This window comes from Psychromonas sp., assembly GCF_047632955.1.
Classification (GTDB): Bacteria; Pseudomonadota; Gammaproteobacteria; order Enterobacterales; family Psychromonadaceae; genus Psychromonas.
The window spans coordinates 312,943-334,756 of record NZ_JBLIED010000001.1; the positions used below are offsets into that span (position 1 = coordinate 312,943).

15 protein-coding genes and 1 tRNA gene are annotated in these 21,814 nt (G+C 41.0%); 8 read left to right on the plus strand and 8 right to left on the minus strand.

Annotation, left to right across the window (positions count from 1 at the left end):
- Nucleotides 1-272: 272 nt before the first annotated feature.
- From ACJAZP_RS01280 to ACJAZP_RS01300, 5 genes are all read right to left on the minus strand, one after another.
- Nucleotides 273-1,454, minus strand: a complete 1,182-nt coding sequence (locus ACJAZP_RS01280) for an ABC transporter permease (protein WP_415228916.1) — start codon at nucleotides 1,452-1,454, stop codon at nucleotides 273-275.
- The gene (locus ACJAZP_RS01285; RefSeq protein ID WP_415228917.1) at nucleotides 1,441-2,598 is read right to left on the minus strand and encodes an ABC transporter permease; all 1,158 of its coding nucleotides are present in this window, start codon (nucleotides 2,596-2,598) and stop codon (nucleotides 1,441-1,443) included. The genes ACJAZP_RS01280 and ACJAZP_RS01285 overlap by 14 nt, the downstream gene beginning before the upstream one ends.
- Nucleotides 2,599-2,601: 3 nt before the next feature.
- The gene (locus tag ACJAZP_RS01290) at nucleotides 2,602-3,576 is read right to left on the minus strand and encodes an HlyD family secretion protein (protein ID WP_415228918.1); all 975 of its coding nucleotides are present in this window, start codon (nucleotides 3,574-3,576) and stop codon (nucleotides 2,602-2,604) included.
- Complete coding sequence (locus ACJAZP_RS01295; RefSeq protein ID WP_415228919.1) at nucleotides 3,576-4,988, minus strand: TolC family protein; 1,413 nt, start codon at nucleotides 4,986-4,988, stop codon at nucleotides 3,576-3,578. The genes ACJAZP_RS01290 and ACJAZP_RS01295 overlap by 1 nt, the downstream gene beginning before the upstream one ends.
- An 89-nt stretch (nucleotides 4,989-5,077) precedes the next feature.
- On the minus strand, nucleotides 5,078-7,447 hold the full coding sequence (locus ACJAZP_RS01300) for an alpha-galactosidase (protein ID WP_415228920.1): 2,370 nt from the start codon (nucleotides 7,445-7,447) through the stop codon (nucleotides 5,078-5,080).
- A 292-nt stretch (nucleotides 7,448-7,739) separates the two neighbouring features.
- Here ACJAZP_RS01300 and ACJAZP_RS01305 point away from each other — a divergent pair, with 292 nt between their 5' ends.
- The gene (locus ACJAZP_RS01305) at nucleotides 7,740-8,387 is read left to right on the plus strand and encodes a TetR/AcrR family transcriptional regulator (protein ID WP_415228921.1); all 648 of its coding nucleotides are present in this window, start codon (nucleotides 7,740-7,742) and stop codon (nucleotides 8,385-8,387) included.
- Between the two features lie 202 nt (nucleotides 8,388-8,589).
- On the opposite strand, the gene ACJAZP_RS01310 is transcribed toward ACJAZP_RS01305, so the two are convergent.
- Nucleotides 8,590-10,038 (minus strand): DUF6937 domain-containing protein, encoded by a 1,449-nt coding sequence (locus ACJAZP_RS01310; RefSeq protein WP_415228922.1) that lies wholly within the window; start codon nucleotides 10,036-10,038, stop codon nucleotides 8,590-8,592.
- Nucleotides 10,039-10,237: 199 nt separating this feature from the next.
- Between ACJAZP_RS01310 and ACJAZP_RS01315 the strand changes: the two genes are divergently transcribed.
- The 6 genes from ACJAZP_RS01315 (at nucleotide 10,238) to recR (ending at nucleotide 16,908) form a co-directional block, all read left to right on the plus strand.
- On the plus strand, nucleotides 10,238-11,146 hold the full coding sequence (locus ACJAZP_RS01315) for an alpha/beta fold hydrolase (protein ID WP_415228923.1): 909 nt from the start codon (nucleotides 10,238-10,240) through the stop codon (nucleotides 11,144-11,146).
- A 591-nt stretch (nucleotides 11,147-11,737) separates the two neighbouring features.
- Nucleotides 11,738-13,129, plus strand: coding sequence for a hypothetical protein (locus ACJAZP_RS01320; protein WP_415228924.1), 1,392 nt, complete (start codon nucleotides 11,738-11,740; stop codon nucleotides 13,127-13,129).
- 325 nt (nucleotides 13,130-13,454) lie between these two features.
- Nucleotides 13,455-14,918, plus strand: coding sequence for an ATP-binding protein (locus ACJAZP_RS01325; RefSeq protein ID WP_415228925.1), 1,464 nt, complete (start codon nucleotides 13,455-13,457; stop codon nucleotides 14,916-14,918).
- A 14-nt stretch (nucleotides 14,919-14,932) separates the two neighbouring features.
- Nucleotides 14,933-15,601 (plus strand): response regulator, encoded by a 669-nt coding sequence (locus tag ACJAZP_RS01330; protein WP_415228926.1) that lies wholly within the window; start codon nucleotides 14,933-14,935, stop codon nucleotides 15,599-15,601.
- Between the two features lie 162 nt (nucleotides 15,602-15,763).
- On the plus strand, nucleotides 15,764-16,054 hold the full coding sequence (locus ACJAZP_RS01335; RefSeq protein ID WP_415228927.1) for an EF-hand domain-containing protein: 291 nt from the start codon (nucleotides 15,764-15,766) through the stop codon (nucleotides 16,052-16,054).
- Between the two features lie 254 nt (nucleotides 16,055-16,308).
- Nucleotides 16,309-16,908, plus strand: a complete 600-nt coding sequence (gene recR / locus ACJAZP_RS01340) for a recombination mediator RecR (protein ID WP_415228928.1) — start codon at nucleotides 16,309-16,311, stop codon at nucleotides 16,906-16,908.
- 77 nt (nucleotides 16,909-16,985) lie between these two features.
- Here the strand turns inward: recR and ACJAZP_RS01345 are convergent, their stop codons facing one another.
- Nucleotides 16,986-19,295, minus strand: a complete 2,310-nt coding sequence (locus ACJAZP_RS01345; protein ID WP_415228929.1) for a YgiQ family radical SAM protein — start codon at nucleotides 19,293-19,295, stop codon at nucleotides 16,986-16,988.
- Between the two features lie 135 nt (nucleotides 19,296-19,430).
- Nucleotides 19,431-21,401 (minus strand): exoribonuclease II, encoded by a 1,971-nt coding sequence (locus tag ACJAZP_RS01350; protein ID WP_415228930.1) that lies wholly within the window; start codon nucleotides 21,399-21,401, stop codon nucleotides 19,431-19,433.
- 194 nt (nucleotides 21,402-21,595) lie between these two features.
- Here ACJAZP_RS01350 and ACJAZP_RS01355 point away from each other — a divergent pair.
- Nucleotides 21,596-21,686 (plus strand) — tRNA-Ser (locus tag ACJAZP_RS01355).
- Nucleotides 21,687-21,814: the final 128 nt, after the last annotated feature.

A 21,814-nucleotide genomic window follows, 5' to 3' on the forward strand; every position in this document is an offset into this window, starting at 1 on the left:
TGATAAACCTGTTCTTCAGTTTGTGGGACCTTTGGCGGTCGAGTGTATACAAGGTATGTATCTTCAAGCGAAGCTGTAGATTTTCATGGTGGCATATGTGATGCTAAAAAATGGTTTGATTTAGATGAAAGCCCAACGTGAATATTCGAAAATAAGTGTTGAGCATACGAAAATGCTAACGAATAAACACTATTAAACAATGGATAAACAGTATTTTGCTGCACTGATTTTTGACTGCCGAGTGATATAGCGCCGGGAGTTTAGATGTGTGCTCAAAGATTAATAGGTTGAACTATCTCTTTCTGAACTCTGTTGAACTTTATTGAAATTTGTTGAGCGCGTTGATAGGCAGCATATGCCAGTATTCCCCAAATAATGACCTGCAACCACAGTAATTGCCACTGCGCGATGATTTGTGAAAAATCAGCCCCCATCTGGTTTACGGCCAAGAAACTTTGAATAGCAGGTGTACATGGAAATAGATTACTCAAGTAGACCATAGCAAGTGGCAAACTTTCCAGCGGCCAAATAAAACCGGCACTAAAGATAAGTGGCATTGAGCTTATTAAAACCACTAAGGTGACTAGCTCTTTTCTTGGCAGTACTGATCCTAGGAAAATACCAATAAAAGCACTGCTCAGCAGAAACGGGGCTAATAAAGCCAGCAGAATGATGGGTGATGCAAGCTTATTGATACCATAAAATTCGAAACTAAAACCGAAGTAATAAAGAGCCATCAGGTAATAAATAGCGACAAAAATTAGTGTTCTGATTGCCAGTATCTTAAATGTGGGTTGTTTATTCCAGTATCCGCTCTTGGTTTTTTCGCTACCGCCTAATAAGCCGATGCCCATGATAAGGGTCTGCTGTAAAATAAGCACAAAAACAGCCGGCACGACATAATTTATATAACCTAGAGTGGGGTTGAAGGTCGGTTTCATGTTTAGCTTAACCTGTGAATATTGCTCTTTTGCCAACGCTAACGGCACCCCGTCTGCCAATAAGCGGGTAATTTTTGCTTTAGCGGCTAAGGTGCCTCCGGCTTTGGCCAGACCTTCGGTTATGGTGCCGTACACTAAAAAATATGATGCATCCCCGGAATAGGAAAGCGTCGGACTTTTTCCTAGTAGCAGATCTCGGTAGAAGTGCTCTGGAATAACTAAAATCCCCCGTACAGTACTGTGCAGAAACTGCTCTTTTGCCTCAATGATTGAGTGAGCTCGGTTAATAATTTTAATTTGTGGTGTAGCATCAACCATGCGCTCCAGTTGATGGCTGGCTAGACTGCCATCGAGATTGACCACGGTTATCGCTTGTTCTCTGGGCGTCTGTTGTGCATAGGGTAAAGGATATAAAAATGAATAAAAAAACACACCGCCAAATACGGTTAAGGTGATAACTGGATTGCGAAAGAGTGCGTTAAGTTCTGTTTTTATCAATTCAAACAGGGTCATGGTTTACGTCCAATTTTCTGAGGTGCTTTTTAACCAATTGTGCTGTTAAAAGCACCGGAATTAAGTAGCCAAACATAGGTGGAGTAAAGTGACTTATTGTTTGCCAAGCACTCAACCCATAACTGACCTGACTGATTTGCGCTTCTATATAATGGCTAATCGGCAATAGACTTCTCCAGATTCGCGCTAAAGTCCCCATATCAGTGACCGGAAAAGTAACCCCCATAAAGGCAAAACCGGGTGCGGTAAATGCGCCCGCAAAACTCAGCGCCCTTGCCGGCTCTAGTGTTAAGAAGAAAAAGAAAGCACCCAAAATCATGCAAGCAATCACGGTTATTAACTGGCTATAAAGAAGCGGCAAGAAACTGCCGGCCATTGGCCAGTCAAGTATACAATAAAACCAAATTAAAAATGCCCAACCTTGAATTAAAAAGACAGGTAAGTAAAACACGGACAGAGACAATAAATTCTTCAAGGGTGCTGCACCCAACATTCTTTTCAGGCCATAGATACGATGGTTAGCGGTTAAAAATAAGATAGTAGAAGCAACAACAACAATTTGCCAAAGGGCTGGCACAATGGCTGAAACAAGAAACTGCGCGTAGTTGACGTTTTTATTAAATAACGGGGTGATCTGAGTTTGAATAGACACTGTTTTAGCAAATGCGCTTGCTCTTGTATTATTGCCTTTAGCAAGTTGATTAATGATGCCCACTTGCGCATTAAAGGTACCATGCGCCTGTTGTGCTGCACCGTTGATCAGTTTGCCGATAAGAATAAACTGGCTGTTATAAAAAACCGTGACCTGTGGCGCTCGACCAATATAGATATCGCGATCAAAGTTTTTGGGAATGACCATATATGCATATATCTTATTACCCACAAACGCATTTTTGGCTGATCCAATATCAGGGAAAGCATACTCAACTTTTAATGAGGCCGTTGCATCAAACTCTCTAACCAACAGCCTTGATAAACTGCTCCGCTGCAGATCAACCACTGCAATAGGGAGATCTCGAGCGACACCCTGTGAAAAAATCCACCAGATAGACAGTGCTATCAATATTGGGATCCAAGTCAGGCTCGACAACAGCCATTTGTCACTGCGCAGCAAATGCCACTGAGAACGTTTAGCGTCAGTCATGATTTAAAGGTCAATTGCTACGCTCATACCGACACGTAATTTATTAGATAAGTTAATCGGGGTGGCTTCTACGGCAAATGTTCTTAGATCAAACCCCTGTGAGGCATCGGTAGCACGCCAAGTCGCAAAATCCCCCATCACGGCAATATGAGTCACTTTAAAATCAACACTTTTATCAAGCGCGGGCAGGTAGGCTGTAAAGATTTTTCCTTTAGGGAAATTTTTGAGCAGATCTTCTCTGACATTAAAAACCGCCCAGGCATCCTGCATGTCAATCACAGTTACCACCGGGAAACCTTGCGGTGCCAGCTCTCCGCTATTCAACAGTACCTGAGAGACTTCCCCATTAAACCAGCTTTTTATATCTGTATCCATTGCATAAGCCTCAACCTCAGCAACCGCGCCTTCTGCCATGCGTACTTTTTCAACAGCCGCCTGCTTGGTTTCAGTGCGCGCACCTTCTTTTGCCATTTCATACATCTGCAATGCTGCACTTTCGCTATATTTAGTAGCTTGCCACTGGGTAAGCACTTCATCGCGTTTTTGTTCAGCAACAACCCCATCTTGGAAAAGATTATCGATACGTTGATAGGTTTTTTCCATTAGTGTTGCTGCCGCTTTAGCTTTATTCCATTGATCTTTGGCCGCCTTGACCTGTTGTATACGAGCGCCGTTTTCAGCCTGCTGCGACATTGCTCTCGCAGCTTCTTTACCGGCAATTGCTTGTTCAAGTTTTGCTTCAATTTCGGGGCTATAGAGGGTAAAGATAGGATCGCCTTTTTTTACGTAATCGCCTTTTTTTACCATCACTTGTTCGATTCTGCCTGCCACTTTAGAAGATATACTATATTGCTGAGCTTCAATTTGCCCTTGCAGGCGAACCGGTTTAGGTTGGTAGGCTTGATAAAAACTGTACCCAATCCAGGCGATGAGGGTAACTGCAATCACAGTATAAAGCAGGGGTTTAACTTGTTTCATTATTTATCCTCAGCGTTGCTAAATTGAATAGAGTTTGCTTCATATTGCGTAAATGTAGGTATTTGGCTGCTTAGAACAAGTAATTTATTTAACGCCATAATGTAGTTAAAACAGGCTACTTGTTGCTGGGTTTTGATGCTTGCTAAATTGAGTTCACTGTCTATAACATCAAGTGAGGTTGATAAACCCTGATTAAAGGATTTTTTACGCAATTTTAAATTTTCTTCAGCTAGGGCTAAGCTCGAATCGAGCCCTTGAACCTCTTCAACTGCCTGCTGTGCGCCAAAATAGGTTTTTTCAACGAGTACCTTGAGATCTTGTTGTGCTTGTTGACGTAAATAATGCACTTGCAGAACGGCACTATGAGCTGCTTGAACCTTCTGCGATCGGCCGCTATTGTCAACCAGCGGAACGCTTATGCCAATCCCTGCAACCCAGTCAGGTGCAAGCTCGCTGGCAAGTGAGTCATCTTCATAAACCACGTAATCCCCATACAGGTATATTTCTGGTTTATACTTTCCTTTTTCAGCTTTTATGGCGCTTTCTGCCTGTTTCTGTTTAGCGTTTAAAATATCAAGACCGGGATAAGTGTTCAGTGTGCGCTCTGTAAATGCATAAAGAGGGGGGAGAGTACGATTAATAAAGAGCGTGCTTTGAGGTCTGACTTTGTCCTTTTGATTGAGAATTTCAGTTAGCGCAGAAATACTGATATCAAGATCTCTTTGTGACTTTTTTCTCTCAACAATGGCTTTTGCCAGTGATGCTTCGGCCTGCAGACGCTCGATCTTTGCAATTTGTCCCTGTTGCTCTAACTTAATGGCAAAATCACGATGTTGTGTCAGCCCTTGCTCAACCGATTGGCGAGTGATTAACACCTCTTTAGCCAGCACTGCACTAAAGTAATATTTAGCCAGCGCTTCGTAGCGAGCTTGGGTTTCCATTTTTAGCTGGGCAATCGCTTGATCGGTTTGGCCCGCCGCATAGGATTGTGCCGCGCTAATTCTTCCTCCCGTATAAATAGCCCATGTCGCATTGATAGAGGAATTAAACATATCTTTTTCTGTAATGGTAGACGTGGTACTACTCAAAAGTGTTGCTAATTCAGATGTCGAGAGATAGGCCTGGCTTGATGAATCTAAGCTATCAAATATCTGCTCGCCGGAGAGCGTGACATCATCATCTAATCGAGTGTAGTTTGCACCAAGCGTTACAGTGGGGTAGTTTAAAGCGTCTTGCCCTTTTTGCAGCTGTTGATAGCGCATCACATTGGCGCGCTGAGCTGCGATTGAGTTGTTTTTTTTCTGCAAGAGCTGCCATGAATCGCTAAAGCTTATCTCCTGGGCATAGACAGGAAATACAGTGATTAGAGAGACAATAGTAATCAGCAGTTTATTATAGTGTTTGTTAAGCATGACAGACAACTCTGTGGTTAATATAAGGTATGGTTTGAATTTTATTAGAACTGATATTGTGAATCTGCTCAAGCACTTATCGTACTCTTCTAATATTTATTATCCAAGGCGAAAATGTGATAAAGGCGAGAACCAAGATCACCGATATAACGTACTTCTTCAGTTATCTCGGTGCCAACAAATTGTATTTTCAGGGGTAATCCGAAAGCAGCCAATTGATCCCCATAGAGTTGATAAGTTTCAGCGTTTACTTTATGCATATAGTTATTAGCGATAATGCCGTGCACAATGCCCCTGTCTTTTATTGAAACCGGAAGCTCTTCATTCACTAAATTACCAAATGTTCTGATATTCATATATTGAGTTCGACTTTCGATTCGATATTCACTGTCGGGATTGAGCATTGCCAATCTTGGTGTTTCCAGATTGGGGTTACTCTCCTGCTGCTGTTGGTAGTAACCTAAAAGAGCTTCAGAGTTGTCTTTATTGACCACTATCCAGAGCATCTGGTTGTGCTTAAAGGGTGACTGTAAACGGTAAAAACGTCCGTATTGCAGGAGTTGGCGGTATTTTTTATAGAAGGCAATTTGCTTTTTGACCACTTTGCTTTCAAAGGCGGTGAGTTTGGTAATATCGAGTTGATAACCTAGGTTGCCAAAAGCGGCAACATTGAAACGGCTTTCAATCGGGGTGTTACGTAATACTTGATGCGATGGTCGTCCGCTAACATGTGCACTCATTGTCGATGGCGGATAGAGTAAGGAGGTGCCATATTGGATACGCATTCTTTCCAGGGCATCGGTATTATCACTTGTCCAGGTTTGTGGCATATAGCAGAGCATGCCTAAATCAAAGCGGTTACCGCCACTCGAGCAGGATTCAAATAAAATATCTGGAAAGGCCGTTGTTAACCTTTCCAGCAGTTGATATACCCCCAGAGTATAACGGTGAGCAAAGCCTGCCTGTTGCTCTTTTGCTAAATAGGTTGAAAAAATATCACTAAAATTACGGTTATGATCCCACTTGATATAATCGACTGCGGCTCGGTAAAAGAGATTGCTCAGCTGCGTAAAAAGATACTCCACGACAGCCGGATTAGTCATATCTAAAATAAGCTGTTCACGACCTAAGGAGGCAGCACGATCGGGTAATTGTACCGCCCATTCAGGATGATCTTGATAAAGTTGACTATCAACAGAAATCATCTCCGGCTCAACCCAAAGGCCGAACTGTAACCCCATTTTTTTTATTTTTTTGCTGATTCGGGCAACACCTCCCGGTATTTTTTTCAGGTGGTCAAAAAAATCACCTAAGCTTGATTTATCATTATCTCGGTGGCCAAACCAACCATCATCGAGTACAAACATCTCGATACCGAGTGCTTTGGCTTTTTTAGCAATTGCCAGTAGCTTGTTGCTATTAAAATCAAAGTAGGTGGCTTCCCAGTTATTGACTTGCACGGGGCGAGGATGGTTATTCCAACGACTGGTGATAAGGTGATTTTCGACCAGCTGGTGGAACTGCTGGCTCATGCCATTTAATCCGCTGTTGCTATAAGTCATCACCACTTCCGGCAAGGTCAGTTTTTCACCGCAATTTAATGGCCAGTTAAAATCGAAAGGGTTGATACCGAGCATTACGCGGGTAAAATCATAGGGAGAGACTTCCACACTGCACTGATGGTTACCGCTATAAACCAGTCCAAAACCGTAACATTCACCGGATTGCTCCTGGCAATCCGGGCGCGCGAGACATAAAAAAGGATTATGATTTGCGCCGCTTACGCCTTTCTTCGAGTCTATTTGAAAGACTCCTTTAGCGATCGGATGGCGAACGATATGGGCTTCTCTAGCCCATTTTCCTTGAAGATGAATAAGATCAAAATTGTTATCTGAAAAATCCACACAGGCACTTAAAGCGCGATCAATCGTGATGCTATGCTCGCTGCAATTAAATAATTCTGCACTGCGGCTGATCACATTGGCTTGCTCAAAGACCGCGTAATGAAGATGAAGCTCAAGGTTTTTAACCCGCTCGACAAGCACAATCGTTAACGCGACATACTCATTTTTACTTGTTGCTGAGTGAGTTTGTGGCAGGCCGTCTAAATTTGGTTTGTGTTTATGTAGCTTGTGACTTTGATAGATAAAATCACTGGTTCTGCTGCCATCATGGTAATTGATCTGTAATGCAGGCTCTCGGTAGTCACCTTTACCATAGCAGGGGGCTTCAAGTTTAAGGGTTTCAAGTGTCAGGTTGCCATATTCTGGGGCATAGTTTGTTGTTGATCCTAATTTTACGTTAAAACGCTGATCTAACACATTAAAATTTACACGTTGAGCAATTTTGTCACCAAAGTGTAGATTAATAAGGTGGCCAGATTCTGCGACCTTTAAAATATAACTACAATTTTCTGTTTGCAGGTGAAACTCACTGGTTTCTGCATTGTGATAAATCATCTATTAGAATCCTGAAATATGGCTGGCAGTTTTTATTTTGACCTTATTATGCCGTCTAATCAACACTAAAGGTGAATCTTATTTACGTTTTATGCGTTTGCTTAATTTTAACTAAAAATGCACACTGAAGAAGATGCTGTTAATGGCTCGATTTAGCTGTTAATCATTGACAGGGATCTGTAAAAAGAACTGCTAAAGTGTAAGGGAAAAGGGAGATAGATTGAGAAAGATTCGTTAATGTATTACATTACTGCAAATTTCATTTGAATAAACTTATTTTAAAGTGAACCTTATGCCAACCAAAAAACCCAAGTTATCAGGTAAAACAACAAACAGAAGAAACCCTTCTCAGATTAGAAGTAAAGAAAGAGTCGAGAAAATTCTTCTGACAGTCAAAACGTTAATTGAGCAGAATGGGATCTCAAATCTTAAGATTGGTGATATTGCCAACCATGCTGGGGTTTCACCGAGCTCTATCTATCAATATTTTTCTGATAAAGAGACCATTATTATTGCTCTGGCTGAGCACTATATGGTGCAAATCAGTAGTCTGATAGAGAAAAATTTAGATAAATTAGAAGAGCATGCGCGTGTTGAAGATGTAATAAGACAAAATTTTTACGATATTTATGAGCTGCACCAGCGTGAACGTGCTTTGCATGAAATTTGGTTTGAATCGGTTGATCCAAAGCTTAACCAGTTGGCTTTTCAGGATACACAAAAAAATGCACAATTAATTTTAGCGCGTATTGAACCCTTTGCGAAACAGGGAATGAGTAAAGAGTTGGGTGAATTTGTTCTGCTGGCCAGTCATCAATTTGCAGCAACGATGCGTTTAAGTCTGGCTATGGGAGAAGAGTGTGGTACTGACTTTATTGAAATGCATTGTAAGATGGTTACCCGAGCTTTAAGCGATTATATTATTGCTGATATTTTGTAATATTATTCCTACAGGGTTAACTGATAGGTGAAAAATTAGAACATTATTTGTACCGTTCTAATTTTATTTTTTATGCTCATTTTCTTGGCTTTGCTCGTCTCGGTTTGTCCCTTTTTTGGAGAGAGCAAACCACATAACACATTTATAAATCGATATTAGCAGCCACTTTTATCGCTTAACCTCAGTTAAATTTATAGGCATGCTATTTTTTTACTGCTAATTCAACAACTTTATAGGCGCCATCATAAATACCGTGTTGTTTTGCTTTTAAGATGTTTTTATTCATTTCTGAGAGTAATTCTTTATCTTTAATAAGCACGTTTAGCATACTGTGAATCTCAGCGCTAGTGGTGCACTCTGTCGTTCCGTCACCTACTTCTGCTGCGCGAAGTGCGCCATAAGCTTCATGTCCACCCACTCTTTTGATCATCAGTTTAGGCACTGGATAAAAGGCCAGTTCGCTTGGCTTGGTAATCAGCAAATCACAAGATCGCATCAATAAATTTGTCGTATAAACCGCAGAAAACAGGTTTTCATCGCAAAATACATGAACCCCTTTAAGGTCTTCACTGTTTAGTGCCATCTCAGCGAAATTTTGGGTAGCAGTCCAGTCATTCTGATAGTAAGATACCTCATCTTTAATCATTGCAAGATCTTGATTGAGTTGATTTAATACTTTGCTGTGATCCCCTATATTGACGTAGATGACCAATTCACCATTTTTTATTTTCTCAGCATTTTTTAGAATAATATCTTTGTATAGTTCGTACTGAGTGCCCGCTCCGCCAATGGTCAGCAGTAATCGTTTTGCTTTACCGTTACGGATTCGATGTAAGCGCTTTTCTGTATCTTCTTCTAAATCTTCTAACAGTTCGTGATCTATGTAGTGGCCTACATCAAACAGAGAGTTTTCAGGCATGGGTTTAGCATTGCCCTTAGTCATCCCTTTTAGGGTTTTATAACCGAAATAGCAAGAAGGAGTTTGTACGGTATGCACGGCACCTTCAGCTAGATGAAGAGCCATTGGCCAGTTATCAGGAATAACATTTATAACCGATTGCATATTTGCATGGACAGCAGCTTGTGCCGTCCAGGTATGTGTAGCAATAAAAGGAATATCTTTTGGCAAGTCACCAAAAATAGAGGTCATTAACTCTGCAACTTTTTGATCTACAGCGTTGAAATCTAGTTTACGAAAACCTTGGCTATTGAGTGGTTCCCAATAAAAGCGATTAAATAATGCTGACTTTTGAGAGAGCCGAGACCCTAACGAATATAAACCATTTAGGTGACTAATGACTTTACCTCCCGTCGTTTCCGGGAAAGAGCTTAAATCAAACCAATAAGGTGTGTAACCTAAGTGCCGAGCGGCTGATGCAATCGCCATGGCAATACGATAATGCCCATACCCCATGCGGATATTACCAATAATAATGGGTTTGTCCGCTTTAAGTGGTTCACCTTTACTCGAAGTCGATATCTTTTGCATATTAAATGCGGGTGTTAGAACGGGATCTTCTTCTAAACAGAGAGGATAGTGTACTTGTCTGTCGTCACCAAATTTACGTAAATACTTTTTTCTATGTTTTTCTGCTTTAGCCTGGGTTTTTGCTGAAATGGGATTGTCAAAGATAGTTTTCGAGCGTTCCATAATTTATCCTAGTTCTAAAGTTGGTTTGATTTTAATGAAAATCAAATGCATATTTTATGTTGATATTAATATAACACAACATGAAGATGATTCATGTTTATGTTTTGAGAGGTGGCTCACTCTTTAGCCGTTTCACTATTGCAGATGAAAAATTGTGGATTATTCTCGCCGGATAGAAAATAAATGCTGAGAGATGACGATGACTAACAATATTAAAATCTATGCGAACGATGGGAGAGAAATAAATTTGTATCAATGGTTACCAGAAGGCAAACCACTCAAGGTGATCCTATTAAGTCATGGTATGGGTGAGCATATAGAAAGATATGCCGATTTTGCAACAGCCTGTAATCAAAATGGTATTGCAGTTATTGCGGCCAATCATCGAGGCCATGGCCCGGATGCGCCGATACTCGGCTATTTTGCTGAGACGGATGGCTGGGATCTGGTGTTAAGCGATATCGCGCGTATTGTTAAACATATTACTGATTCATTTACAGTTAATCCCATTTTATTTGGTCATAGTATGGGATCTTTTGTTGCACGCCACTACGCTTCAAAACATGGAAAAAGCCTCTCCGGCTTGGTTCTTTGTGGCTCAAATCATCAAGGAGGGTTGCTTGTAAAAGTGGGATTGCTTGCTGCTAAACTTGAAAGAATGCGCATCGGAAAATCAACACCAAGTGCATTTTTAGATAAACTTTCATTTGGGGATTTCAATAAAAAAATTAAACCTCTCAGAACAAAGCAAGATTGGTTATGTCGCGATCCTAAAATTGTTGACCAGTTTCTTGCTGACCCTTACTGCGGATTTATCTGTACACCACAGTTTTGGATTGATTTTTTAGGCGGATTAAATGAAATGAGTAAAACGAAAGCATTTAAGGCGATTCCCAAAAATCTACCAATTTATCTTATTAGTGGTGATGCCGATCCGGTCAGCCGATATGGAGCTGGGTTGAGCGAATTAAAGCAAAAGCTCCTGCAATCGGGATCAAGAAATGTGACGGCTCATTTATACGCAGGCGCTAGACATGAGTTACTTAATGAAGTTAACCGTGAAGAGATCTATACGGATTTATTTAATTGGTTAAATAAAATAGATTAAAAGGCTTGCCGATTGTCAGTACTTTTGCTCAACCTTGGAAAGGGCATAATTAAGCCATTAGTTTACTGATGCAGCTAATACTTGGGTTATTCTGGTATTCGCTGTATGCCTTCGTTGCTTGCAAGCGCTAAGTTTAATGATTCGATAGACTCCATATTCAAATGATTGATGGGCTCATCTTTTGCTTCCTGTTTCTCTATTTCTTATCTTTTTAGCTTCCAACCTTTTTGAATCGGTTTTTAATTATATTAATTTTCCATTGAAAAAATTGAGATTGATCTCGGTTTTAATTATCCAGATCGGTCTATTTTATGGTCTTTTATTTGTAGCTAATCGTTAATAGTGACCCCTGTCATGAAACAAGAATGATCTTCACATTTAACTTTGAACTTTTTCGGTTAACCGTGCAACATACAATACATGAATGTGATTCACATTTTCTTTGTCGCTGTTACTGGAATGTGATTGAGGCTCGTAAAGCGGTAAAAAACAAAAGATCTGCATCAAGCCATTTAGGGTTCGGTGTGTGGTAGGAATCTGAGTATCCTATGCCAGGGCTCAGCTCTAAATGGAATATATAGGTGGATAATGATGAATAAATTAAGCCCTCTGTTTTGCACTATGACACTTGCTTTAAGTGTTTCGGCTGCCCATGCGAACACTGATAACTTTATCAGTGATTCGACACTGGATACTAAGGTTAGAAGTATCTTCTACGATATGACGATGGACTATGAAAAAAGTGCTTCTGGTATAGATTTTGATGTCGATGCGAGTATTGAAGATCTTGGGGCTTCACTGTGGCTTAACTACCAGTCTGGTTTGCTGTTTAATATGGTCGGCGTTGAGATTGGTTATCAAGGGGCGCTGATTGCCTGGCAGGATGGAACGGTAGATGTTACTGATACAACATACGACTATTACAATTCTTCAAGCTCGAATGTTCAGTATTATCAGGGGGATCCTGACGCCAGCTCTGTGGGTAAGCTGGCTAATGCGAATATCCTATTACATTTTGGTAATAGTGATAATAATCTGCAATTAAAAGTGGGTCGTTTTACGCCGACTATCTATGATCTGCTGCATCGTCCTGATATTACTTTCTATGCCTTAAGCACTATTTATGAAGGCGCACAAGTAGCGGGAGATTTAACGTGGGGTTGGGGTAAGATTAACCCTTGGTTTAACTATTTTACTGGCTATAGCAGTGAGCATAGTGATGATACTGTGCAGTTTCGTGATTTAGAAACAACCTCAGATTATGATGCATTTGATGCTATCTATAATGTCGGCTTTCATACTGAAACTGATTACTTTACTGCTAGCACCTCATACTCTTATGCAGAAGACTATCTGAGCAATGGGATCATTGAAGTATACTCAGGTATTCCGCTGTCATTACTTGGCTTTAATACCAATGATGATGAGTATTACATTAAATATATGCTCAAATATGGTATGGAAAAAGGGTTAGGCACGGTGAATGAAGATCATTCTACCGATATGACTGAATTTGCCGTGGGCATGCAGGCTGGTAACCTGGATTTCCTTGTCGGAGTGACACAGATTGGTGATGATAGTTTTTATGGTTTTGAAACACAGGATGGTTATAACGCGGGTGGTGGTACTGCCGTGTGGGGTGATATGGCGCTGCTTAATACATTTAAGCATGCAGATCAACAGACGTTGTTTTTTGTCGGTGGTTATAACTTAGATGTACTGAGTCTGCCTAACTGGCGAGTTCAGGCAACTGTCGCAGCCGGAAGTGGTATTGATATGGACAATCTGAGTACGGCCGAATCTTATGTTGTTAATCAGGCCGATTATACCGAAACAGAAATCGACTTGATGTACAGTAAAAATGGTTATCAGGGGCAAGGGATGAGCTATCGTCTGACTTATGGCCAGGATAATAATTACAATGCTAAAGGGATTGGTATTTGGGTTGAGTATAATGGCGATCTGTTAAAAGCATTTGATTAAACGGGGTCAGGCTAAAATGAGTAACAATTAATTAAGTTATATTGATTACTCTTTTAGCCGATGCTTTTAGCATAGTGATTCTGACACTAAGGTAATTATCCACAATGCAGTTTATTGCTAAGCAATATACTGCATTTTTATTTAAAATATAATTTCAAGAAAAACAAGGGTTGCCCGGCCTTTCTTGATAATATACTCCTTTTGCTCATCCAATATGCTCGGTTGGTGTCTTTTTTATTTATCCGGGAGCTGATTTTTTCCTTCTAAAGTGCCCGAATATCGTATTCTTACCGTTCTGCAACAGTTTTAAAAGAGATTTAATGTAATGAAAATTCAGAGTAAACTTTTTTTAATACTGTTTGGCTTTAGCCTGCTCTTGGTGACGGGTTTAGTTTTGTTAATGCAATGGAGCATTGGCCAGGGCATGGTTGAATACGTCAATACTAAAGAGGTTGAAACGTTAAAGCCCCTAGTGGCAGATCTTGCGGAAGAATATGAAAAAGAAAACAGTTGGTTGAAAATGCAGGGGCAGAACAGAAAATTCGATCAGCTGATATTTTCAAAACTTAAAAACAGTGCGTTTTTTCGGCCTGGTCCTTTCCCATTTGCGCGGCATCGCCCCGAGAATGATTTCCCGAATGCTCCCTTTGCGGCAAACCAGAATAAACAGTGGCCACCACCTGCACCTGATGCGGTGCATTTAGCACCTGAACATCAAGGTAATTATGCATTGCTTGATAAGAATAAAAACCTTATTGCCGGCTACTACAGTAAAGATTTAGAATACACCAGAAACGCTATTATGGTTGATAAGGCGCTGGTTGGTTTTTTTGCTGTTTCCAAAAGAAATGAACTGACTGAAGGTTATGAATTAGATTTCATTGAGCAGCAGCAGAATTATTTATGGATTATTGCGTTGCTCACCATGATCCTGGTAGTTTTAGCAACACTGCCTCTCGCCCGGCATTTAGTTGAACCTATCAGGCTGATAACACGCGGTATGCGCAACTTAACGCAAGGTAATTATGAGCATAATATTCACTTACAGCGGCAGGATGAACTGGGTGAACTGAGTCGGGATTTTAATGAATTGGCATTAACGCTTTATAAAAATGAGGGGGCTAGAAAACGCTGGCTGGCTAATATATCCCATGAGTTACGTACGCCGGTTACTATTTTTCGCGGTGAATTAGAAGCGATGCTCGATGATGTCAGGCCCCTCACAAAAAAAAATATAGCGTCAGCCAATGATGAAGTGAAGCACCTTCAAGATCTTATCGATGATCTGCACCAACTCACCAGTGCCGATATCGGTGGTATGCATTATCGTAAAAAAACGGAAGATCTGAGCTTGCTGCTTAATTCGGAAGCAGGTAAATATAGCGGTTATTTGGCCAAGGCAGGTATCACACTTGAAGTTGAAATCAGAACTGCACAGGCGAATATTTTTGCAGATAAAACCAGATTTTGGCAGTTATTTGAAAACATCATTAACAACACTGCTAAATATGCGCAGGCAAATGTACTAAAAATAACAGTTGATATTGATAAAACCGTCGTGGTTATTAAATTTGAAGATAATGGGATAGGGGTTGCCGAGCCGCATTTAGCGCATCTGTTTGAACATTTGTACCGGGTTGAAAACTCCAGAAATCGTAATACGGGGGGGGCCGGATTAGGATTGTCTATCTGTGCTCATATTGTGGCAGCGCACCAGGGTGAAATTTTTGCAGAGCATTCCTGTCTGGGTGGGTTAGCCATCGTAATTAAACTTCCATTAAGCAAATAAATAGAGAATGTAATATGTCAGATTCAATACTGATTGTAGAAGATGAAATAAAATTGGCTAATTTGTTAATGGATTACTTCAAATTAACAAAGTATCAGCCGCATCAAATCCATCACGGAGATGAAGTTATCGAATGGGTGAAAGCCCATCAACCTAAAGCCATTTTGCTCGACATAATGCTGCCCGGCAAAGATGGTATTGAGCTGTGCAAAGAAATTCGTCAATTTTCTAATGTCCCGATATTGATGATCACAGCAAGAGTGGATGAAATAGACAGACTGCTGGGACTCGCGCTGGGTGCCGATGATTATATCTGTAAACCCTTTAGTCCAAGAGAAGTGGTTGCCAGAGTTAAAGCTGTGTTAAGACGGACACAAAGCACAGAAAATACGTCGACATCTCTGCTGCTTAATGAACAGCAATTACTGGTAAGCTATCGTGAGCAAGAAGTATCACTGACCTCGGTAGAATTTCAATTACTGAAACCGTTAGTGACGCAGCCGGGGCGAATCTTTACGCGTGAGCAGCTGATGGATAATATGTATTCAGATCAGCGCATTGTCAGCCATAGAACCATCGACAGTCACATTAAAAAATTGCGCAAAAAATTGACCAGTATCAGTCAAGATGAGGATTTTATTCAATCAGTTTATGGCGCAGGTTATCGTCTGCTTTTTAAATAAGCGGCTGTGTGCGTTGACTTATCCAGCAAAAAACATTAAAAAAATAATGTGCAATATTTTCTCGGTTTAAAATCTGTTATTGCGAACTTCCTTATTTGTTACACATTGTTTGCAATTTTAATGGTTATTCTTATCTTACTTTTATAATATGAGATAAAACTTATGAAGATTAGTTCCAAAACAATAATAGCAATGGTTGTTGGTTTAGCTGTTTCTAGTCAAATTTATGCGGCAGATGGTGATCAAAGCAGAGGTGATATGCCGCCACCTCCACCAAAATTCACATCTGTGGATACTAACTCTGACAATCAAATAAGTCTTGAAGAGTTTTCAACGCAAGAGTTACCTCATGGGGATTATCAGACGATTTTCTCTGAAATGGATAGCAACAGTGATGGTGTGGTCAGCAAAGCAGAATTTGAAGCTTTCAAGCCGCCGCGGCCAGAACGTTAGTTAAAAATCTCCTCAATATTTTTAGCCGGGCCGAAGACACTGTTTTCAGTCCAGCTATTTTTATTTTATTAAAAAATAGCAGAATGCTTTCTATTAAATTTATAACCGTATTAACCTCTTTACGCTGATTCAAACCTCACAACAATTTATTTACTTTCGTATCCATTCTTCTTTCATTATTTTTTAACTTGCTGATTTATGCATCTTCAGGTAGCTTGCTTGATGAAATTTAATTTATCTAATAAGAAGTGAATATGAGTTCTAATTCGTTACTTGAAGAGCTAATGCAGGCATTACAGTGTCTACCCAGTGTCGGCCCGAAATCTGCGCAGCGCATGGTTTATCATCTGCTGGATAAAAATAGAAAGGGGGCTTTAAACCTGAGTTATCTGCTTGAAAGAGCGGTTAATGAAATAGGCCACTGTCAACAATGCCGTACTTTTACGGAGCAGAATTTATGTACTATCTGTGACAATGACAAACGTAATGCAAACGGCACTATTTGTGTTGTTGAAATGCCGGTTGATGTTCTGGCGATAGAGCAAACGGCTTTATTTTCAGGCACCTACTTTGTGCTGATGGGGCATCTGTCTCCCCTTGATGGGATTGGGCCGGAGCAGCTTGGCTTACAGCTTCTTGATAAACAGCTTTCTTCGGGTCAACATTCTGAAATAATATTAGCGACAAATCCAACGGTGGAAGGTGAAGCGACGGCTTATTACATTGCCGATATGGCCAAGCGCTATGCGATAAAAGTAAGTCGAATCGCGCACGGTGTACCGGTGGGAGGGGAGCTGGAGTATGTTGACAGCACCACACTTTCGCATTCATTTTCCGGACGATCGGCTCTTTAACTGCAGCTGCAAAAAAACTAAACAGCAAAAAGGGCGGATAACCGCCCTTAAATAATTAACTCGTCAAGCTTTTACAATCATCTTTTCTTTTGTCCTGAAAAATTAAACTGCTTGTTGCCCTTTGCTTTGTCTGCAATCTTATTATTTGATTGTCCAAGCTTTACCGGTTTAGTGCTGCCTACTTTTTTCCCGCCTGCTGATTTTGTATTAACTGTTGCTTTTTTAAACTGCGCTGAGCCCGTAAAACGGGTGACTGCATTTTGCGCAGGTTTATTATTGGTTACAAATTTACCCTGCTGAGCAATACCCTGCAGCTCATTACGTGATTCCGGTGGGACCAGGTGTTGAGGACTTTTGCCAATCAGTTTTCTCGCCAAACCTAATTTCTTCAGGGTTTCACGAATTAATGGCCAGTTTTCCGGAACATGATAACGTAATATCGCTTTATGAAGTTTACGTTGTCGGCCACCCTTAGGCGATATTACCTCTTCACTGTCTCTGGTGACCTTATGCAACGGATTTTTCTCGGTATGGTACATAGTGGTTGCATTCGCCATGGGCGAGGGATAAAAGTTTTGTACCTGATCAAGTTTAAAATTATTACTTTTTAACCATAGGGCAAGATTAATCATATCTTCATCCGTGGTGCCCGGGTGCGCCGAAATAAAATAGGGGATCAGATACTGTTTTTTGCCAGCCGCCTTAGAGTACTTTTCAAACATCTCTTTAAAGACTTCATAACTGCTCATGGTCGGCTTCATCATTTTATCTAAAGGACCTTTCTCCGTATGCTCTGGTGCAATCTTCAGATAACCACCCACATGATGTTCAACCAGTTCTTTCACATAACGGGGATCTTGAACGGCGATATCATAGCGGACACCCGAAGCTATTAATATTTTCTTAATACCCGAGAGTTTACGTGCGCGGCGGTAAAGATTAATTGTATGCTCATGATCGGTATTGAGATGATGACAAATATCCGGGTAAACACAGCTTAAACGGCGACAGGTTTGTTCCGCTTTGGGACTTTTACATTTGAGCCGATACATGTTTGCCGTAGGACCACCCAAATCAGAAATGACGCCGGTGAATCCGGGCACGGTATCGCGAATAGTTTCAATCTCTTTAATAATAGAATCTTCTGAACGGCTTTGTATTACCCGTCCCTCATGCTCGGTAATGGAGCAGAAAGTACAACCGCCAAAACAACCGCGCATAATATTGATTGAGAAACGGATCATGTCGTAAGCAGGAATCTTTGCATCACCATAGGAGGGATGCGGAACACGTTGATAGGGCAGTCCAAAAACACTGTCTATCTCTTCCGTGGTGAGCGGGTAAGCCGGAGGATTGATCCACACTAAACGTTTACCGTGGAACTGTGCTAAAGCGCGAGCACAGCCGGGATTGGTCTCCTGATGGAGAATACGAGAAGCATGGGCATAGAGTACTTTATCCTCGCATACCTTTTCGTAGCTAGGCAGTTGGATATAGGTATTTTCCCAGGGTTTTTTCTTGCTCGGTTTAAATTCTGCCGGTTGAATAGTGATAACCTGGGTTGGATCATCGTTGAGGCTTTCATCCGCCAGTTTCTGGGTGGCGCAGGCAACGTTGATATCGGCATAGGGGTTGATAATAGGATCTATTTTACCCAGTTGATCAACTTTACGTGAATCAAGACCATCCCAATTAGGTAATGCCGCTTTGGTTAAAATAGCGGTGCCGCGGATCTCCGTAAGGTCACCTATTTGTTCACCCTGTGATAAGCGGTGTGCTACTTCCAAAAGAGGCCGTTCCGCATTGCCGTATAATAAAATATCGGCCTTAGCATCGAGAATAACCGAGCGACGAACTTTATCTGACCAGTAATCATAATGGGCAATACGGCGTAAACTGGCTTCGATTCCGCCAATTACAACGGGCACAGATTTATAGGCTTCTTTACAGCGCTGTGTATACACTAATACGGCACGATCAGGACGTTTACCGCCTTCGTCATTAGGTGTATAAGCATCATCGTGACGCATTCGGCGTTCCGCTGTATAACGGTTGATCATGGAGTCCATATTACCCGCGGAAACGCCAAAAAATAGATTAGGTTTACCTAAGGTCATGAAAGCATCTTTACTCTGCCAATCAGGCTGAGCAATAATACCCACCCGGTAACCTTGTGCTTCCAGCGTGCGGCCAATCACGGCCATGCCAAAACTGGGGTGGTCAACATAAGCATCACCGACAACCAGAATAATATCGCAACTGTCCCAGCCGAGTTTTTTCATCTCCTGGCGTGACATCGGTAGGAATGGCGCTGCCTTTTCGTTTCTGGATTTAAATGACGGATATGAGAAAAGGGGTCTTTCAGCTTGTAATAGATCAACGCTCATTATTTTTGCCTAACTGGAAAATGAGCGGCGATTATACAGGAGAAATTAAACTCTGCGATGCTTTCTTAACCACGATGTTTTTGTGGTTTATAACTCACTGATATTTATAGTGAAATAAGCATCGCATCTGTAGTTTTACTGGGGGATGGTCAGTGGTTCGGCAAGTTTTCCGATTAATTGACCGCTTTCCACCTTGACATTATTAAGCATAACATCAATCACATCGCCGAGTTGTAATTCGGTTTGCTGGGCAATAATGACTTTTCCTAGGGTCTGATTACAGTCGATTTTTTTGGCGTCGCTGCTGTCTTTACAAAGTAGTGAGCAAGGAATAAAGAAGGTCGCACCATTTTCTTGTACTCTTACGCGTAGACCCGCTTTAATAATATCAAAAATCTCTGCTTTATAGCACCACTTGGACTCTACCTGATTCTTTAGATACTGACTGTAAAGGAGATTATTAACGTCTCTTTCGGCTAAACGTTGTAATTTTCGAGCATCATTGAGCAACTGTCCAATCTCATTACCGATCTGAATATTATCTTCTTGTAATAAAACCGATTTAATTAAACGGTGGTTGAGTAAATCACCGTACTTGCGGATCGGAGAGGTCCATGTCGCATAGTGATCTACACCCAGGGTAAAATGTGCTTCCGGGATATTTTTAATATCGGCATAACTGAGCAGTTTACGTAATCTGTGGTCCAGATAAGCATTGTGCAGCCGATTAGTTTGTTGGCGCATTTTTGTATAACCGGCAACGGTTGCCAATGTTTCAATATTACTTTCAATGCCGAACTCGCTCAGCAGAGTGACCGCTTTTTCGAGACGATCGCTGGCAAAACCAGAATGGGTATTAAACACACCCTGCTGTTTATGTTTTGCCAAAAAGTTACCCGCACAGATATTGGCGGCAATCATTGATTCCTCTACAAGACGATTAGCAGTGCGCCTTGGCTCGCAGAGTATTTCGCAAATCTCACCTTTACTGTTTAGCTTTAAGGTATAGTCCGGCTGGTTTTTAAACACCGCATTATTATCTGTTCGCCACTGCAGACGTGTTCGAGAAAACAGATCTAAGGTGTGTAGTTGTTCGGCAAGTTGGCTATTAGGTTTCCAATCAGAAGTGTTCAGATCTTCATTTTCCAGATAATTGGAAACATCCGTGTAGTTAAGGCGATAATGTGATTTTATCCATGCCCCATAAAAGACCGGCTCACCCTCAATTTTACCCTCTTTATTAATATGGATAGTACAGCAGAGCGTTGCGCGTTTTTCACCCTCTTTTAATGAACAAAGACTGTCACTCAAATCACGCGGTAGCATGGGCACATTAAAGTTAGGCAAATATAACGTAAAGGCACGACGTTTAGCTTCAGCGTCCATGTCGCTGTTTTCCGGCACGTAGGCCGACGGATCTGAAATTGCGACGGTCAAGTTCCAGCCATTTTCATCGGCTTCGATGTACAGTGCATCATCCATATCCTGAGTGTTAACACCATCAATGGTAAAAAAGGGGTATTTTGTTAAATCACTGCGGGGTAATTGCGGATCGATGATTTTCCATGGATGATCAAATTCAGGGGCTTTGTTGGCTAAGTTATAGGTCGCAACGGTCAACAAACGATAGGCAAAGGGATCATTACCATCGGTTATTTTTTCGATAATCTGGGTTAAAAAACCATTTCCCTCAAGCGCGTGATTTAATAATTCAACTTTAACCCAATCACCATCTTGATATCCTTTGGAGAGTAAAGATTGGCTGCCTTTTATTTTGAAAAAGCCTTTAAGCAGGGGATTTTTGGGTATAAGAGAGATATTTTTTTGCTTGATAACTAATCGTGCAATAAAAATCGCGGAATCTGTTTTCTTGAGCTGATCTGGCTCCGCCGTTGATTTATCACCCGTACCGCGAATAAATGCATTAATGCGGTCACCGTGTAATACTTTTTTCATCTCACTCGGCGGGATAAAAAAACGCTTACCTTTATCTGTTTCTAAAAAGCCATAACCACGATCAGTTGCTTTAACCGTTCCCTGACGTTTGGGAATATCTTCTTGAATTTGTTTTTTTAATTGACTTAGCAACGGATTGTTCTGAAACATAAAATAAAACCTTAAATAGATGTCGGTATAAACAGCCTATTTTGAGAGGAAATACGCTTAGCTGTTTAACAGTGTTGAATATAAAGGTGATCGCGTTTTAATAAAAGAGGCAATGCGATAAAAACAGTAAATATAAAACAATTTCCAAAAGCACTTGACTTTTTAAGCAGATCTCACTAATATGCGCCTCGTTCGGAGGGGTGGCAGAGCGGCTGAATGCACTGGTCTTGAAAACCAGCGAGGGTTAATAGCTCTCCGAGAGTTCAAATCTCTCCTCCTCCGCCATACATTAAAAGCCCGCTGTTTTTACAGCGGGCTTTTTGTTTTATACGACTGGTATAATATGTTCTGAGAGTCTGAATCTCTGCTGTTCTTTATTCTCCCAGATGTAAAAAGGCTTCTCATTGAGAAGC

Excerpts from the sequence above, each read along its gene's own strand:
- ACJAZP_RS01280 (WP_415228916.1), bottom strand. The coding sequence starts at position 1,454 with ATGACCCTGTTTGAATTGATAAAAACAGAACTTAACGCACTCTTTCGC.
- ACJAZP_RS01285 (WP_415228917.1), bottom strand. The coding sequence starts at position 2,598 with ATGACTGACGCTAAACGTTCTCAGTGGCATTTGCTGCGCAGTGACAAA.
- ACJAZP_RS01290 (WP_415228918.1), bottom strand. The coding sequence starts at position 3,576 with ATGAAACAAGTTAAACCCCTGCTTTATACTGTGATTGCAGTTACCCTC.
- ACJAZP_RS01295 (WP_415228919.1), bottom strand. The coding sequence starts at position 4,988 with ATGCTTAACAAACACTATAATAAACTGCTGATTACTATTGTCTCTCTA.
- ACJAZP_RS01300 (WP_415228920.1), bottom strand. The coding sequence starts at position 7,447 with ATGATTTATCACAATGCAGAAACCAGTGAGTTTCACCTGCAAACAGAA.
- ACJAZP_RS01305 (WP_415228921.1), top strand. The coding sequence starts at position 7,740 with ATGCCAACCAAAAAACCCAAGTTATCAGGTAAAACAACAAACAGAAGA.
- ACJAZP_RS01310 (WP_415228922.1), bottom strand. The coding sequence starts at position 10,038 with ATGGAACGCTCGAAAACTATCTTTGACAATCCCATTTCAGCAAAAACC.
- ACJAZP_RS01315 (WP_415228923.1), top strand. The coding sequence starts at position 10,238 with ATGACTAACAATATTAAAATCTATGCGAACGATGGGAGAGAAATAAAT.
- ACJAZP_RS01320 (WP_415228924.1), top strand. The coding sequence starts at position 11,738 with ATGAATAAATTAAGCCCTCTGTTTTGCACTATGACACTTGCTTTAAGT.
- ACJAZP_RS01325 (WP_415228925.1), top strand. The coding sequence starts at position 13,455 with ATGAAAATTCAGAGTAAACTTTTTTTAATACTGTTTGGCTTTAGCCTG.
- ACJAZP_RS01330 (WP_415228926.1), top strand. The coding sequence starts at position 14,933 with ATGTCAGATTCAATACTGATTGTAGAAGATGAAATAAAATTGGCTAAT.
- ACJAZP_RS01335 (WP_415228927.1), top strand. The coding sequence starts at position 15,764 with ATGAAGATTAGTTCCAAAACAATAATAGCAATGGTTGTTGGTTTAGCT.
- recR (WP_415228928.1), top strand. The coding sequence starts at position 16,309 with ATGAGTTCTAATTCGTTACTTGAAGAGCTAATGCAGGCATTACAGTGT.
- ACJAZP_RS01345 (WP_415228929.1), bottom strand. The coding sequence starts at position 19,295 with ATGAGCGTTGATCTATTACAAGCTGAAAGACCCCTTTTCTCATATCCG.
- ACJAZP_RS01350 (WP_415228930.1), bottom strand. The coding sequence starts at position 21,401 with ATGTTTCAGAACAATCCGTTGCTAAGTCAATTAAAAAAACAAATTCAA.